This is a genomic window from Synechococcus sp. PCC 7336 (assembly GCF_000332275.1).
Taxonomy (GTDB): domain Bacteria; phylum Cyanobacteriota; class Cyanobacteriia; order Thermostichales; family PCC-7336; genus PCC-7336.
Genome location: NZ_CM001776.1, coordinates 1,207,996 through 1,223,018, shown reverse-complemented (window position 1 = coordinate 1,223,018; position 15,023 = coordinate 1,207,996). Strand labels below are relative to the sequence as shown.

At 54.0% G+C, this 15,023-nt stretch carries 14 protein-coding genes; 8 read left to right on the top strand and 6 right to left on the bottom strand.

Annotated elements, in window-relative coordinates; translation table 11 throughout:
• Positions 1 to 114 precede the first annotated feature (114 nt).
• Positions 115 to 1,266, top strand: coding sequence for a DNA polymerase III subunit beta (gene dnaN, locus SYN7336_RS05925; RefSeq protein WP_017325011.1), 1,152 nt, complete (start codon positions 115 to 117; stop codon positions 1,264 to 1,266).
• Positions 1,267 to 1,276: 10 nt separating this feature from the next.
• Here the strand turns inward: dnaN and SYN7336_RS05920 are convergent, their stop codons facing one another.
• From SYN7336_RS05920 to tsaE, 3 genes are all read right to left on the bottom strand, one after another.
• Positions 1,277 to 1,576 (bottom strand): hypothetical protein, encoded by a 300-nt coding sequence (locus SYN7336_RS05920; protein WP_017325010.1) that lies wholly within the window; start codon positions 1,574 to 1,576, stop codon positions 1,277 to 1,279.
• A gap of 61 nt (positions 1,577 to 1,637) precedes the next feature.
• Positions 1,638 to 2,459, bottom strand: coding sequence for an HAD family hydrolase (locus SYN7336_RS05915; RefSeq protein ID WP_038026617.1), 822 nt, complete (start codon positions 2,457 to 2,459; stop codon positions 1,638 to 1,640).
• Between the two features lie 30 nt (positions 2,460 to 2,489).
• Complete coding sequence (gene tsaE, locus SYN7336_RS24640; protein WP_017325008.1) at positions 2,490 to 2,993, bottom strand: tRNA (adenosine(37)-N6)-threonylcarbamoyltransferase complex ATPase subunit type 1 TsaE; 504 nt, start codon at positions 2,991 to 2,993, stop codon at positions 2,490 to 2,492.
• 218 nt (positions 2,994 to 3,211) lie between these two features.
• Between tsaE and recA the strand changes: the two genes are divergently transcribed.
• On the top strand, positions 3,212 to 4,303 hold the full coding sequence (recA, locus tag SYN7336_RS05905; protein WP_017325007.1) for a recombinase RecA: 1,092 nt from the start codon (positions 3,212 to 3,214) through the stop codon (positions 4,301 to 4,303).
• A gap of 50 nt (positions 4,304 to 4,353) precedes the next feature.
• Here recA and SYN7336_RS05900 read toward each other — a convergent pair whose 3' ends face one another.
• The gene (locus tag SYN7336_RS05900; RefSeq protein WP_017325006.1) at positions 4,354 to 4,794 is read right to left on the bottom strand and encodes a nucleoside 2-deoxyribosyltransferase; all 441 of its coding nucleotides are present in this window, start codon (positions 4,792 to 4,794) and stop codon (positions 4,354 to 4,356) included.
• Positions 4,795 to 4,839: 45 nt separating this feature from the next.
• Here SYN7336_RS05900 and SYN7336_RS05895 point away from each other — a divergent pair, with 45 nt between their 5' ends.
• The 4 genes from SYN7336_RS05895 to SYN7336_RS05880 all read left to right on the top strand — a co-directional run bounded on the left by SYN7336_RS05895 (position 4,840) and on the right by SYN7336_RS05880 (position 10,671).
• The gene (locus SYN7336_RS05895; protein WP_017325005.1) at positions 4,840 to 5,730 is read left to right on the top strand and encodes a hypothetical protein; all 891 of its coding nucleotides are present in this window, start codon (positions 4,840 to 4,842) and stop codon (positions 5,728 to 5,730) included.
• A gap of 103 nt (positions 5,731 to 5,833) precedes the next feature.
• Positions 5,834 to 8,020 carry a GspE/PulE family protein gene (locus tag SYN7336_RS05890; protein ID WP_017325004.1) on the top strand — a complete coding sequence of 729 codons (2,187 nt, stop codon included), beginning with the start codon at positions 5,834 to 5,836 and terminating at the stop codon, positions 8,018 to 8,020.
• A 123-nt stretch (positions 8,021 to 8,143) separates the two neighbouring features.
• The gene (locus tag SYN7336_RS05885; protein ID WP_017325003.1) at positions 8,144 to 9,277 is read left to right on the top strand and encodes a PilT/PilU family type 4a pilus ATPase; all 1,134 of its coding nucleotides are present in this window, start codon (positions 8,144 to 8,146) and stop codon (positions 9,275 to 9,277) included.
• A 179-nt stretch (positions 9,278 to 9,456) separates the two neighbouring features.
• Positions 9,457 to 10,671 (top strand): type II secretion system F family protein, encoded by a 1,215-nt coding sequence (locus SYN7336_RS05880; RefSeq protein ID WP_017325002.1) that lies wholly within the window; start codon positions 9,457 to 9,459, stop codon positions 10,669 to 10,671.
• 108 nt (positions 10,672 to 10,779) lie between these two features.
• Here the strand turns inward: SYN7336_RS05880 and hemE are convergent, their stop codons facing one another.
• Positions 10,780 to 11,841 carry a uroporphyrinogen decarboxylase gene (gene hemE, locus SYN7336_RS05875; RefSeq protein WP_017325001.1) on the bottom strand — a complete coding sequence of 354 codons (1,062 nt, stop codon included), beginning with the start codon at positions 11,839 to 11,841 and terminating at the stop codon, positions 10,780 to 10,782.
• A gap of 157 nt (positions 11,842 to 11,998) precedes the next feature.
• Positions 11,999 to 12,331: a Grx4 family monothiol glutaredoxin gene (gene grxD / locus SYN7336_RS05870; RefSeq protein ID WP_017325000.1), complete on the bottom strand. Its 333-nt coding sequence runs from the start codon at positions 12,329 to 12,331 to the stop codon at positions 11,999 to 12,001.
• A gap of 264 nt (positions 12,332 to 12,595) precedes the next feature.
• Here grxD and cysE point away from each other — a divergent pair, with 264 nt between their 5' ends.
• Both cysE and SYN7336_RS05860 read left to right on the top strand, forming a co-directional pair.
• Positions 12,596 to 13,465 carry a serine O-acetyltransferase gene (gene cysE / locus SYN7336_RS05865; protein ID WP_017324999.1) on the top strand — a complete coding sequence of 290 codons (870 nt, stop codon included), beginning with the start codon at positions 12,596 to 12,598 and terminating at the stop codon, positions 13,463 to 13,465.
• A gap of 66 nt (positions 13,466 to 13,531) precedes the next feature.
• Entirely contained in the window at positions 13,532 to 15,022 is a 1,491-nt protein-coding gene (locus SYN7336_RS05860) for an AAA family ATPase (protein WP_017324998.1), read from the top strand.
• Position 15,023: the final 1 nt, after the last annotated feature.

Below are 15,023 nucleotides of genomic sequence, written 5' to 3'. Positions count from 1 at the left end.
ATGGCTGTGCCCGGAGCGAGCCGAGGCGCTGTCGCCGTTGCCCCCAGCCGCCTCTAGCCAATCGATGCTTCGGCTGGCACTCCACATCGCTGCTTTTCGAGTCGGGATTTATCCATGCAATTGGTTTGTTCTCAAGCAGAGCTCAGTCAGCACATTGCTTTTGTCAGTCGAGCGGTGAGCAGTCGCCCCAATTCGCCTATTTTGGCCAATATCTTGCTGGAAGCCGATCCTGCAGCAAACACGCTAGCCCTCACGGCGTTCGATCTAAGTTTAGGCATTCGTACTCAATTTGAAGCGCAAGTGCTGGAAGGAGGACGAGCGGCTTTGCCCGCTCGCTTACTCAAAGATATTGTGCCCCGTCTCCCCAATGCGGATTTGACCCTGTCCCAACCGGACCTCGATGCGCCAGCCACGCTCTCCTGCCTTGCGGGGGAATACCAGATCCGGGGAGCCGATCCGAACGAATTTCCTGAATTACCCGAGATCGAAGGGGAGATCGAGGAACTTGCAGTTGACGACCTCTTGGCCGGGATTGGCAGTACATTATTTGCTGCTGCGAGCGACGAGACTAAGCAGGTTTTGACTGGCGTTCATGTGAAGTCGACTGCGGAGGGATTAGAATTTGCCGCGACTGACGGCCACCGGTTAGCGACTATCCAGGTGATGGGAGAAGCGGATGAAACTGAAGCGGATGAAAATCCCGTTCGCGGATCTGACGGTCTAGAGTTTACGATTCCTGCCCGCACTCTCAAAGAATTAGAAAGCGTGCTGTCCAGCCAAGCAATTCCAACTCTCAAGCTGCAGTTCGATCGCTCGCAGGTGGTAGTGCGGCTGCCCGATATTACGATAACCAGCCGCTTGCTGGACGGCCAGTATCCCAATTATGCCCAACTCATTCCCCAGCAATTCGAACGCTTGGCAACCCTCGATCGCCGAGAACTGATCTCGGTGCTAGAGCGCATCGCTGTGTTTGCGGCGGAGAAGAACGATATTTTGAAGTTTCAGTTTTCGATGGCCGACCAAACAGTCAATATCGAAGCGGAAGCGCCAGATGTGGGAGGCGGACAAGAATCGCTGCCACTGCAGTTCTCGGGGGAAGATCTGGAGATTGCCTTCAATGTCAGATATCTGCTCGATGCCTTGAAGGTGTTTAATGCTGCCGAGGTCAAGCTACAGATGAACGGGCAGACTCAGCCCGCCGTTATGGAACCTTTAGGGGCTGAGAAGGTGAAGTATTTGGTTATGCCGGTGCAGATTCGACCCTAATGGCGGGCATTTACGAATCCAACTCTTTCAGGCTGCGTTCTTCTACGGTTTCTGCCGGTACTTGCTCCCAGCCATGCACTTCGCCTTTGACGAAGACTTCCTGGACGCTGAGCTGTTCGCTGAGTTCGGGATGGGTTTGGAGAAATTCCTCTGCTTCAGCTTCTGACTCAAAGCAGCAGACTTTTCCTTCAGCATTGCCAGCGATGCGACCGCCGGGGCCGAGCAGACAAAATAAACCACTGGCGGGTTTGCTATAGGCATCTTTGGTGCCAGTCGATGGGTCTTGAGGGTTCTGAGTTGGAGTAGACATATACGAGATAGAGTTCAAAGCTTTCCACCTTTATAGTTTCGCCCAATTTGCGGTCTCCAACTTACAAAGATTTGTGGGGCTGACTGCAGTTCGGCTCGATCGGCCAATGGGACAAGCTCTGACGAAAGCAATTCAGGCTAAGGAGGTGAATGAAGCGATCGCCTCCGATCGCTTGTCGATCGCGTTCGGTGTTGTATCCCCAAGTCGCCAAAAATAAACCGACGTTCTGCAGATCTGGCTGCTGTTGCACCAACCGTAGGGCTTTGAGCCGATCTTCCACAAACCAGAGGCAAGAGCTTGGCAGGTTTCCAGAGGCTTGCAAGAGTTGTCGCAGGGTTTCGTATTTGGGTTGCCCGATCTCTTTGCCGAAAATGCGATCGCGCGGCAGCTCTATTCCCGCTTGACTTGAGAGCTTGTGAATAAAGCGACCTTCCTTGGTGGAGACAATATAGATTTCTACTTCGCTAGCGAGCAATTGTTCCAGCCGCGCGATCGCCCCCGGATAAAACCGTTGGCTGGCCAGCCAACCTTCCAGATCTGAGGCGATCCAGCGATCGCGGATGCCGTCTACCGCTCGGGCGAGGACGACGCGATCGAGTTCTTCCCTGGCCACTCTGGACTGCAATACTGATGGCCAATCCGCCAGCACAGCATCGTCAGGGATACCTGTCACAATGGCACGCACCAATACAGGCATTTCCCAGCCCGTTTCGATGACCGGGCGCAGGCGATAAAAGCGATCGGCCACCCCAGCGGGAGGAATAACCTCTCGGGGCTGCCAAATTTGGCAATAGGCTCGCCAAGCAGTTTGAAAATATTCTGGTAGGCCGTCGAGCAGAACGCCATCGAAGTCTAGGGCGAGTATGTGCGGCGGTGCTGCCATATCGATGCTGTCCTGCAAGAGATGCCAACATTATTGAGAGTTTGGATGACTCGATGCAAACTGTCGAACCGTTTGCTGCCACCAGTGATAGTGGCGATCGCCGCTAGCACTAGCGCTAGCCAGACGTCTCGTCTCGTCGACTACTTCTAATCTCAACCGCAGCCACTCCGGCGGCAGTTCGGGCAGGCGATCGGGCCATTCAATCGCCATCACCCCTTCCCCTACCCACAACTCATCCAAGCTCAAGTCATAGACGGCCTCGGGGGTCAGTCGATAGAGATCGCAGTGGAATAAGGGTAAGCGCCCTTCCCAATACTCTTGAACGAGCGTGAATGTAGGACTTAGGATCGCATCCTCAATGCCCAATCCTTTTCCTAACCCTTGCACGAAAGTGGTCTTACCACCGCCTAAATTCCCTTCTAGCAATAGTACCGAGCCAGCCGTGGCACTTTTGCCCAGCAGATACGCCAGGGTTTGGGTGGCTTGAGGGGATGTCAGGGTGAGGGGGCGATCGCCGCTGGGAGACTGAGACATGAAGGGTGCCTGCAAGGCGCAAGTAACGGTGCGGAATTCTCAGAAACTCTAGCGTTTCTGGCGATTCCAAGCTGCAACTTTACAACAGTCTGAGTGGAGAGGAAACAGACAATGTTGCCAGCGAGCGGGGTGCTAGAATGCTGTCGCCTTCGATCGCGCCTTCCCAACCTCAAGCTCGATCTTTCCCTGCCCCACTCTGTTTTGGAGATCCTGCCACTATGCCCCGAAACTCTTCTCAATCCAGCAATGGCAAAGAAGCGGCTGCTAAGGAGCAAGCGCTGGATCGAGTACTCGGCCAGATCGAACGCAATTTTGGCAAAGGGGCCATTATGCGTTTGGGAGATGCCTCCCAAATGCGGGTGGAGACGGTTTCTAGCGGACCCCTCACCCTCGATCTAGCCTTAGGAGGGGGATTTCCCAAAGGGCGAGTCGTGGAAATTTATGGCCCCGAGTCGTCGGGGAAGACTTCGATTGCCTTACATGCGGTGGCGGAGGTGCAAAAAGTGGGAGGGATCGCGGCATTTGTGGATGCCGAACATGCCCTCGATCCCACCTACGCGGCAGCCTTAGGTGTCGATGTCGAAAATCTGCTAGTTGCTCAGCCCGACACCGGCGAAGCGGGCTTAGAGATTGTGGACCAATTGGTGCGGTCTGCTGCAGTGGATATTGTGGTTGTCGATTCGGTCGCGGCTCTGGTTCCCCGGGCCGAGATTGAAGGGGAAATGGGGGATTCTCATGTGGGATTGCAAGCCCGCTTGATGAGTCAAGCGTTGCGCAAAATCACTGGCAATATTGGCAAGACGGGCTGTATCGTGGTGTTCCTCAACCAGTTGCGCTCCAAGATTGGCGGCATGGGCTACGGTCCCCAAGAAACCACCACCGGCGGCAATGCTCTCAAGTTCTATGCCTCGGTCCGCTTAGATATTCGCCGCATTCAAACCTTGAAGAAGGGGAACGAAGAATATGGCATTCGGGCTCGGGTAAAAGTGGCGAAGAATAAGGTTGCTCCCCCCTTCCGTCGGGCGGAGTTCGATATTATTTTTGGTAAGGGAGTTTCCAATACTGGCTGTATCCTCGACTTGGCTGAGGAAACGGGGTTAGTGGAGCGCAAGGGCTCTTGGTATAGCTACAACGGCGATAATGTGGCCCAAGGGCGCGATAACGCCATTGTGTACTTCGATCGCAATCCCGAAATTCGCACCGAGATCGATCTAAAATTGCGCGAACAGCTCTCGATGGGGGTTGCGGTTTCAGCTAACACAGTCGCTGCTGAGACCGCAGATCCAGAAGGGGAAACGGATGGCAATTAAACGGAAATCTCTGAAACCTTTTGCCATCCGCTGGATTTGATGGCGTGGGGTTAGCCTGCCTCACCTGAGTCAATCGCATCTAGTTCCGATTGAATCGCATCCACCAGCTCCTCGATCGACGCGGCCAAGACTTTAACAGAATCCCGCAGCATGACGTTGGGGAAGATGGTGCGATCGGGCAATTGAACGGCAATTTCCGAGCGGATCGCGAACACTGGAATACCTTTAGCATAGGCATATCCCACCTCAAAAGCTGTTCCAGAGTCCACATCTATACCGGATAGGTTGGCAATGACGTAGCGGCTTCGATCCACGGCATCAATGCAGGCAGAAAAGATTTTTTCTTCGTCTTGGGGGCAATCCCGCTGGGGCAAAAAGGTGCTGCCCAGCTCGGCGATCGCCGTTTCGATTTGCTGTTGAAACACCTGTTCGTAAATATTGAACAGCGGTCCGGCAATATAAAAGTCTATGAGGGATTCTGGTGAATTCAAACGGAACCTCCTTTACACTCGAAATAATCTCTTTGGAGGGAGATTATGTTCGACATTCATTGTGAAACAGATCGGTACAAAACTTATATTTTGCACGATCGAACTACAGATTTTCGGGTCTCGGTCGTACCGGAGCGGGGAGGGGCGGTTGTTGACATCCAGAAGGGCGATCGCTCCCTGCTGTACCTCGATCGCGAGCGATTTGCCGATCCCGCGCTGAGCATGCGGGGGGGGATCCCCATTTTGTTTCCCATCTGCGGTAACTTACCGGAGAATCGATATACCTGGCAGGGACAGGTCTACGAGCTCCCCCAACACGGCTTTGTCCGCAATTTGCCCTGGACAGTTACCCAAATGGAGACCGAAGCCGCCGCTGTCCTGACCGTTACCCTGACCGATACCCCTGCAACCCGCTCCGTCTATCCGTTTGCATTCGAACTCAACTTCACCTACCGTTTGACGGGCAGCCAACTGGCGATCGAGCAGCAGTTCCGCAATCGATCGCAGAATATTATGCCTTTCTCGATTGGCTTTCACCCTTACTTTGCCGTTGCCGATAAAACCCAACTGCAATTCGAACTGCCGACAAAAGTCTATTTCGATCGCGCCAACAACATCGCTGACAAACTCACTGCTGGCTGGAATTTCGATCTCGATGAAATTGATGCTGCCCTCGATCCCGCCCCCTCCGACGCGGCTCTAGAAGCAACAGTGCGCGATCGCGATTTACAGCTCAAACTGACAGGGAGCCCTCACTTTCGACATTTGGTATTTTGGACTGTCAAGGGGAAACCGTTCTACTGTTTGGAGCCTTGGTCTGCTCCTCGCAATGCCATCAACACGGGTATCGATCTCATCTTGCTCGAACCGGGGGCACACCTGAATGCCGACGTTACCCTCGCATTTCTACTGCCACCAGCGGAGAGATCTGCATAGTTTGAGACGGGCAGTCGATCTGTTGAGTTCGAGTCAGGCGGGGAGAATTGGCAGGAAATCTCGGGGGAATGGGCATACTCTGGGCATCCTCTAGTCAATGCCGATGAATACCTCTTCTCGTCGTGCCCTAGTCGTGAGCCAAACCAGCGTCACTCCCTTCGGACGCAAACTGGTTCAGATGGGAATTGCCGATAACGCTCAAATTCAGGCTGCTTTCGAGACCTATCGCGAAACGGGTCGAGATCTGGTTTCAGTGGTCAGCGAGATGACGGGTCGAGAACTGACCCCCGAACTGCAGCGCCTGTATAAGCGGCAAGAACTGTTCGAACTCAAAGTGATTTATGGGTTCCCTTGCCTAGATTTAGCGTTAGAGCCTGCCGCTCTGGAGCAGGTCATGGCCTTGCAGGAGACTCTGTTACCGGTAGACGTCTGCAATCGCTACCAGATGTGTCCCATTTCCCAAGAGGGGGATGTGGTGACCGTGGCGATGACAAACCCCGAAAACCTGCGCGCCCTCGACGATCTCAACCGCCGCTTGCGGCTGCAAGGGCTGAAATTAAAGCGGGTGGTCTTTGGGGTCGGCGACTTCACCCAGCTTTTGGACGATTGTTTGAACCAGCAGGCACAGTCGCTGGCGAGCAACAATAAGCTGCAAGATGAAGAAGGGTACGACGATTTCTACGATGACGACGATGACGATCGTGAGGAATCTGGGGAAGAAGAGTTTGATGAGGAAGAGATCGAAGTTACCGGTCGATTGGAAGATATCGATCTGGATATTGAAGGGTTAGACGATGCCGTTGAAGAGGAAGGAGAATCGCTAGAGGCAGCACTGCGCAGTGCTGAAGGTGCGCCAGTCATTAAGTTGGCCAACCAGGTGATGGTGAAGGCCCTCAAAGAGGGGGTCTCGGACATTCACATCGAACCCCAAGAACAGTACCTGCGCATTCGCTTTCGGAAGGATGGCGTATTGCGCAAAGGGTTTGACAACCTGCCCAAGCAAATTATTCCCGCGCTGACCACCCGCTTCAAAATTTTGGCTGAGCTGGATATTGCCGAGCGCCGCCAGCCTCAAGATGGTCGCATTCGTCGCATGTTCAAGCGCCGTCGGATCGATTTTCGCGTTAATACCCTTCCCTCCCGCTATGGCGAAAAAATCGTCATGCGGATTTTGGATAACTCCTCCACCAAATTGGGATTGGATGTCCTCATTAGCGATCCCGATGTGCTGGCTGGGGTGCGAGATGTGATCCACCGACCCTTCGGGCTCATTTTGGTGACGGGGCCGACGGGGTCTGGGAAAACCACCACCCTCTACTCGGCTTTAGCAGAACTGAACAGCCCCGGCATTAACATCAGCACGGCAGAAGACCCGATTGAATACTCCCTCAAAGGCACGACACAGGTGCAGGTGATCCGCGAAAAAGGTATGAACTTTGCCAATATTTTGCGAGCATTTCTGCGGCAAGACCCGGATGTGATTCTGGTGGGGGAGACCCGCGATGTCGAAACGGCGAAAACTGCGATTGAGGCGTCGCTGACGGGTCACTTGGTTTTGACCACATTGCATACCAATGACGCACCTGGGGCGATCGTGCGCCTGACAGAAATGGGGGTGGAGTCGTTTAACATCTCTAGTGCTTTATTGGGGGTGTTGGCTCAGCGTCTCATGCGCCGGGTTTGTGGCGAGTGCAAGCGCCCCTATCATCCCTCCCCTGAGGAACTCGCCCGTTACGGTTTGGTCACGGTTGGAAGTACGGAGCAGATTACGTTCTTCCGTGCGAATGCCCTCACCCCCCCTGAAATTCGGGAGGCTCGAAAAGCAAAAACATTGTGCCCCAAGTGCAAAGGGGTCGGTTACAAGGGCCGGGTAGGTGTGTACGAGTTCATGCGTATGAGTGATGAGATTGCCAAGCTAATCAACCAAGGAGCCCCGACGGAGAAACTCAAGGAGGCTGCTGTAGAAGCCGGTATGGATACGCTCCTGACCTACAGCCTCAAACTGGTTCAGCAGGGGATGACCACTTTAGATGAAGTCAATCGAGTGGTGCTGACGGATAAGGCCCTGGAGTCAGAACGCAAGCAGCGGGCCAAGGAAACGGGTTCTTGCCGTAGCTGTGGTGGCGAACTGCATGTCGAATGGGTGACTTGTCCCTATTGTTTGACGCCACGCTTTGACCCTGTGGCGGAAGAATCGGATAGCCCAGCAGGTGAAAATCCCGGTTTCGAGCATGGACACGGATTTGAGCAGAGTTCAGAGCCCGAGGCTGCTTTGGCCGAAACTAGCTGAGATTACACCTTCCGAGATGGCGATGGGAGTTGCACCTCAGTGCGCTTGCGATCGCCTGCAGACTCAAAACATTGACCCTAAACACCACTGACCGTGCCGACCTGCGTAGGAGACTCACTCGCCATGATGATGATTGAAGATTTGATGGAGTTGACCGTTCAAAAAGGCGGCTCCGACCTACATCTTTCAGCGGGGTTGCCCCCTTATATTCGCGTCAGCGGCCATTTGGAGCCGACGGAGGACGAGCCCCTCACTCCCGAAGAGGTACAAAAGCTAATTTTCAGTATGTTGAACAATACTCAGCGGAAAAACCTAGAGCAAAACTGGGAGCTGGATTGTTCTTATGGCGTGCGAGGAATTGGCCGCTTTCGGGTCAATGTTTACAAAGATCGCGGCACCTACGCTGCAGCATTGCGGGCACTGTCGTCGGATATTCCCGATATTGATAAATTGGGTTTGCCAGATATTGTCAAGGAAACCGCTCAGCGCCCTCGCGGCCTTTTGCTCGTGACGGGGCCGACAGGATCGGGAAAATCCACCACACTGGCTTCAATGATTAACTATATCAATCAGACGCGAGCCGAGCACATTCTCACGGTGGAAGATCCCATTGAATATGTCTATGAATCGGATAAGAGTATCATTCACCAACGCCAATTGGGAGAAGATACTCGCAGTTTTGCCAATGCGCTCAAGGCTGCTTTGCGGGAAGATCCCGATGTGATTCTGGTGGGTGAATTGCGGGACTTGGAAACGATTCAGCTAGCGATTTCGGCAGCAGAAACCGGTCACTTGGTATTCGGTACGCTGCATACGTCTTCCGCAGCCCAGACAGTCGACCGGATGGTGGATGTGTTTTCACCCGAGCAACAGCAGCAGATCCGAGTGCAGCTCTCGAACTCGCTGATCGGAGTATTTGCTCAGACCCTCGTGCCCAGGCTCAATCCGAGACCGGGGGAATTCGGTCGCGTGTTGGCGCAAGAGCTCATGTTGGTCACTCCAGCGATCGCCAACTTGATGCGAGAGGGGAAAACCTCCCAGATTTACTCTGCCATTCAAACGGGCGGCAAGCTGGGTATGCAAACTCTGGAAAGAGTACTGGCGGATCTATACCACCAGGGCAAAATTTCTTTCGATAACGCGCTGGCCAAAACCTCTCGGCCTGACGAACTCGCCAGGATGCTGGGCGGCCCCAAAGGCAATGCTGCCGCCCAAGCGAATGGCCGCGCCCAGCCAACGGCAGCTCGCATTCGCTAAATGATTTTGAGTGCCCGTCGAGATCGTGGGGCTATGGCTTGCGGTTGGTTTGGGCACACTTTGAACGTCACGACCCTCAATCTCGCGAACCCCAGACTCACGAGCGATGGACGAGTGTCGTACAGTTCCCGAGCTCACTAGTCTCGACTCACAATCGGTAACGTTTAAGGAAATTGGCTATGCCACAGTTTAAAGTGCTGGGATTGCAGGCGGGACGACCCGTGTCTCGCACCATCAAGGCCACATCGCTTGCAGAAGCCCGCGCCTCTTTGCGCCGCAGTGGCGTTTACGTTCGCGATATTAGCGAAGTGAAGAGAGGGTTTGACCTCGGCCAGCTCGAATTGTCGATGGGCAGTATTGAAGTTCGGGACAAAGCAGTCTTTTCGCGGCAGTTTGCAGCCTTGATCAATGCGGGGGTTTCGATGGTGCGATCGCTCACCATCATGACCGAGCAAACCGACAATCCCAAAATGAGGAAATACTTGACCTCGGTAAAATCCGAGGTCGAATCGGGCAAAAATCTCTCCGACGCGATTCGCCCCTATCCCGATGCCTTTGACGGCCTCTACTGCGCTATGGTGCAGGCGGGCGAAGTGGGGGGGGTCTTGGATGAGGTGCTGCAACGCTTGGCCAAGTTGCTAGAAGATGTGGATCGGTTGCAGCGTCAGATTAAGTCAGCCATGACCTACCCCGTGACGGTCTTGGTGTTGGCCGTTCTGGTCTTCCTCGGTATGGTGATTTTCATTTTGCCGACATTTGAAAGTATTTACGAAGAATTGGGTGGAGAATTGCCAGCCTTTACTCAGTTTTTCTTGACCTTGAGTGAGTTTTTACGATCGCCAATCGTGATTGTAGGCACGATTGTAATGATTGTTGCCGGTACGTTTGCCTTCAAGCAGTTCTATCGCACCCCTGCCGGTCGCGAAAGTGTCGATGCTTTAATGCTGAAGTTGCCCCTATTTGGAGATTTGATTCGCAAGAGCTCGGTGGCCCGTTTCTGCCGCACCTTCGGCTCGCTCTCCCGCTCGGGTGTGCCGGTGCTCACCAGTTTAGAAATTGTTAGAGATACAGCGGGAAATCGCGTCATTGCCAATGCTGTGGACTCTTCCCGCACCGCGATCGCGGCAGGCAATCCAATTGCTCCTGCTTTAGGTAGGGCCAAGGTCTTTCCTGTCATGGCCGTACAGATGATTAGCGTTGGGGAAGAAACGGGAGAATTGGATCAAATGTTAGAGAAAACCGCCGAATTTTACGAGTTGGAAGTGGAACAGGCGGTAAAATCTTTAACCAGTTTGATGGAGCCGATTATGATTGCTGTCTTAGGCGGTATGGTGGGCACCATCATTGTGGCGATGTACCTACCGATGTTCAATCTGTTCGAGCTGGTTGGCTAACGGCGATCGCTCGGAACAGGTCTCCGATTGTGAGATGACTCGTTAATGATTTTAAAGCGGGCTCAGGCCCGCTTTTCTGCAATCTAGGAGGGGATTCTCCGCGACCGACTAGCTATAGGAGAAGGATTGCACAGTCTCAAAGAAGTACCGCACATTCTCCTCGGGAGTCGTGCGGTGGATACCGTGCCCCAGATTCATGATATGACCGGTGGGACCCGCTTTGCGAATGATATCGAGGGTGCGATCGCGAATGAGCGCTTTGCTACCCAACAGCACCATGGGGTCGAGGTTCCCTTGCACCGCCATGTCGGGACCGAGCCGCTGGCGAGCCTCGCCGATATCCGAGAGCCAATCCACACTAAATACATTCACGCCAGATTGGCCGACCCGCTCTAGGAGTGCGCCACTGCCATTGATATAGAGCACGAGGGGCGTATCGGGATGAACTTGTCTGACCTGTTCGACAATGCGCTGTTCGTAAGGGAGGGCAAATGCTTCGTAGTCGATGGGGTTGAGCTGACCGGCCCAAGTGTCAAACATTTGCACCACTTGAGCGCCGCATTCGATTTGATAGCAGACATAGCGGGCAATGGAATCGGCCAGCTTGCCTAGAAGTTGGTGCAGGATCTCGGGGGCACTGTAGGCCATCTGTTTGATGACCGCATAGTCTTTAGAGCTTTTGCCTTCGACCGCGTAGGCCGCCAACGTCCAGGGGGCACCCACAAAGCCCAGGAGAGTGGCGCGATCGCCAATTTCACTGCGCAGCGTGCTTAAAATTTCTTTGATGAAGGGGAGGCTTTCTTCTGGATTGAGTGGGCGGACTTTATCCACCTGTGCTCGAGTGCGGATGGGGGGATCGATGATGGGACCGACGCTTTCCACGAGGTCGAAGGGGATGCCCATGCCGTCGAGGGGGGTGAGGATGTCGGAGAACATGATGACGCCGTCAGGGCGGAAGGCGCGGAAGGGCTGTAGAGAAATCTCCACAGCCAATTCTGGTTGTTCGCAGCGCTCTTTGAAGCTATATTTTTCCCGCAGAACCCGATACTCCTGCATATAGCGACCGGCCTGTCGCATCATCCAGACGGGCGGACGGTCTACAACCTCGCCCCGCGCTGCACGTAAGAGGCGATCGCCCGCGATCGGAGGAGCGGAGATAGAATGGGTCATTTCAAACGTTCAACTCGTCGATTGTTTCTTCAAGCAAAAGAAAGCCAATCCCGATCTTAAAGCACAGCGGGAATGGCTTTCTCAGAATCAGTCGTTGCAATTTATGAAGCTGGCTGGGCGAAAAACCGCGAGGGCCAACTGCAATTGCCTGCGGGGACTATGCCTTGGCCCCTTCAACAGCGGCTTTGACTAGGGGTTCTAATTCGCCGCGATTGTACATCTCTAAAGCGATATCGCAGCCCCCCACGAATTCTCCGTCGATGTAAACCTGAGGGATGGTGGGCCAGTTGGAGAAAGTTTTGATGCCTTGGCGGAGCTCGTCATCGTCGAGCACGTTTGCAGTGGCATAGGGATAGCCCATCCGTTCGAAGACTTGGATGGTGGCTGCAGAAAAGCCGCATTGGGGAAATTCGGGCGTTCCCTTCATGTAGATCATGATTTTGTTGTTGTCGACCTGTTGTTGGATAGTGGTGTGGATTGCATCGCTCATCGCTAACTCCGCGCCTAGAATGAATGGGGTGTATGCAAGTGATTCTGGTTGATTTTGAGGTTGACTGACCCACGAGGGAGCATCAGCACATTGCTTTATTGTATTCTTGGTTTTTCACTCCTGTGTCGTTCCTCGCAATCTCGCTCGCAAAAGGGGCGACCGCCCAGTGGACTGCTTTGCTTGAGGAGATGGAGCATACACTGAGGGGACGTAGCTATCACCTGCCAGCCGCCGAACTTGTTTTTTAGCAATTGAGACATTCTGATGGTCGATCCAGTGAATTACTCGGATGCTTCTGGCGATCGCCAGACTGAGGTTCGCGGCTCGAACTCGAAGCAACCGCAACCCAAGCGCGCAATTCCCCGACCTCGACTGCGCGCTTGGGAGCAGCTCTTAGAAGATATCGACTGCGTCTTCGATCGCGATCCTGCCGCCCGCAACCGGCTCGAAGTGTTTTTTACCTATCCGGGGCTGCACGCGCTGTTAGTTTATCGGTTAGCCCATTGGATGTGGCAGCACAAGTGGTGTTTTTTGGCTCGCTACATCAGCTTTGTGGCTCGCGGCCTGACCCTGATTGAAATTCATCCGGCGGCGAAAATTGGGCGGCGCTTTTTCATCGACCACGGCGCGGGGGTGGTGATTGGCGAAACCGCCGAAATTGGCGACGATGTAACCCTCTATCACGGCGTCACCTTGGGGGGGACCTCTTGGGATAAGGGCAAGCGCCATCCGACTTTAGAAGATGGGGTGGTGATTGGGACGGGGGCGAAAGTACTCGGACCGATTACGGTGGCGAAGGGAGCGCGGGTGGGAGCAAATGCTGTAGTGGTGAAGGATGTGCCTGCCGAGATGAGTGTGGTGGGGATTCCGGGACGCGTGGTATTGCCGATTCACTGCCGCCGCATTACCGAACACGGCATCGATCTCGACCACCATCTCATGCCCGACCCGGTGGGCAAGGCAATTTCTTCGCTGATCGAACGGATTGACGAATTAGAAGCTGAGCTGAAATCGTTGAAGGCGGGCTCGGATACTGTGGGCGATCGCCCTGTTGAGTCAAGGGATGAGAGTTCCGATTCGGCAGCGAATCCCTCGGGCAATGGCGTACCTAACTCTACGATCGATTGCTTTTAAGATGGGAGTTCTCTCGATATCGCTATCGCTCGAATGCGGGACTAGACCTCTGCTAGTCTGAAGGGCATGGGCACATTCTCCGAAGAGTTCAATCTATTATTGCGGGCTCGCTATCCGGCCATCTATATCAATACGGTGGAGGAGGAGCGAGCGGAAGATGCAATCGTAGCTGCCAGTGACGGCAGAGCGATCTATCTCTGGGATTTTGTCACCGGCTACGACCTGCAGGGCACCGATGCTGGCACTGCCCAGCGCAATCCCCTACAAGCGCTGCAATATATCGAGAAGACCGACGATCGCGCCCCTGCAATTTTTGTTCTGCGAGACTTTCAGCGATTTCTTACCGATATTTCCGTTGCCCGCAAACTGAGAAACCTAGGGCGAAAACTGCGATCGCTCCCAAAAACAGTTGTCATTTTGGCCCCAGTGCTAGATATCCCTGCCGATCTAAGTGAAACTATCACAGTTTTAGAATTTGATTTGCCCAGTTCGACGGAGATCGGTCAGGCGATCGATCGGCTCGTAGGACTCGCCCAGACTTTAGCTCAGTCCGAGCGGGACGAGCTGGTGCGAGCTTGTCAGGGGTTGACGCTCGCTCGGGTTCGGCAGGCGCTGGCCAAGGCGATCGCCCAGGCTGGCAGCTTGAGCGCCGATGCCGTGGATTTGATTTTGGAAGAAAAGCGTCAGAAGATTCGCCAAACCCAAATTTTGGAGTTTTATCCTGCTGCTACCGAAATTGCCGATATTGGCGGTCTGGACAATCTCAAGTCTTGGCTAATGCGGCGGGGCAGTGCTTTGAGCGAGAAGGCCCGCAGATATGGTTTGCCTCAGCCTCGCGGTCTGTTGTTAGTGGGAATTCAAGGCACGGGCAAGTCTCTCACGGCCAAGGCGATCGCCCATCACTGGCACCTGCCTCTCTTGCGTCTCGATATTGGCCGACTGTTTGCTGGTTTGGTGGGGGAGTCAGAATCGCGTACTCGCCAGCTCATCCAACTCTCGGAGGCGATGTCTCCCTGCGTCTTGTGGATTGATGAAATTGACAAGGCGTTTGGCACGAGTGCGAGTAGCGATGGCGGGACGACCGGTCGCGTATTGGGGACACTGATTACCTGGATGGCAGAGAAAACGGCTCCGGTGTTTGTGGTAGCGACTGCGAATAATATTCAAATTTTGCCGCCAGAACTGTTGCGCAAGGGTCGATTTGACGAAATCTTCTTTGTGGATCTGCCCGCGCAGGAGGAGCGAGCCGAGATTTTTAACGTGCATCTCGGTAAATTGCGGCCCCAAACCGTTCGCGATTACGACATTCAGCGACTGGCTTACGAAACCCCCGATTTTTCGGGGGCCGAGATCGAGCAATCTATTATCGAAGCGATGCACTTAGCTTTTAGTCAAAATCGCGACTTTACCACCGAAGACATTCTGGAATCCGTTGCCCTCATGGTTCCTCTAGCTCGTACGGCTAAGGAACAGGTGGAACTGTTGCAATCTTGGGCAACTCAAGGCAAGGTGAGACTAGCATCTCAGCGCAGTTTCTTGCAGCAAAGAACGGCCTAAT

Excerpts from the sequence above, each read along its gene's own strand:
- dnaN (WP_017325011.1), top strand. The coding sequence starts at position 115 with ATGCAATTGGTTTGTTCTCAAGCAGAGCTCAGTCAGCACATTGCTTTT.
- SYN7336_RS05920 (WP_017325010.1), bottom strand. The coding sequence starts at position 1,576 with ATGTCTACTCCAACTCAGAACCCTCAAGACCCATCGACTGGCACCAAA.
- SYN7336_RS05915 (WP_038026617.1), bottom strand. The coding sequence starts at position 2,459 with ATGGCAGCACCGCCGCACATACTCGCCCTAGACTTCGATGGCGTTCTG.
- tsaE (WP_017325008.1), bottom strand. The coding sequence starts at position 2,993 with ATGTCTCAGTCTCCCAGCGGCGATCGCCCCCTCACCCTGACATCCCCT.
- recA (WP_017325007.1), top strand. The coding sequence starts at position 3,212 with ATGCCCCGAAACTCTTCTCAATCCAGCAATGGCAAAGAAGCGGCTGCT.
- SYN7336_RS05895 (WP_017325005.1), top strand. The coding sequence starts at position 4,840 with ATGTTCGACATTCATTGTGAAACAGATCGGTACAAAACTTATATTTTG.
- SYN7336_RS05890 (WP_017325004.1), top strand. The coding sequence starts at position 5,834 with ATGAATACCTCTTCTCGTCGTGCCCTAGTCGTGAGCCAAACCAGCGTC.
- SYN7336_RS05885 (WP_017325003.1), top strand. The coding sequence starts at position 8,144 with ATGATGATGATTGAAGATTTGATGGAGTTGACCGTTCAAAAAGGCGGC.
- SYN7336_RS05880 (WP_017325002.1), top strand. The coding sequence starts at position 9,457 with ATGCCACAGTTTAAAGTGCTGGGATTGCAGGCGGGACGACCCGTGTCT.
- hemE (WP_017325001.1), bottom strand. The coding sequence starts at position 11,841 with ATGACCCATTCTATCTCCGCTCCTCCGATCGCGGGCGATCGCCTCTTA.
- grxD (WP_017325000.1), bottom strand. The coding sequence starts at position 12,331 with ATGAGCGATGCAATCCACACCACTATCCAACAACAGGTCGACAACAAC.
- cysE (WP_017324999.1), top strand. The coding sequence starts at position 12,596 with ATGGTCGATCCAGTGAATTACTCGGATGCTTCTGGCGATCGCCAGACT.
- SYN7336_RS05860 (WP_017324998.1), top strand. The coding sequence starts at position 13,532 with ATGGGCACATTCTCCGAAGAGTTCAATCTATTATTGCGGGCTCGCTAT.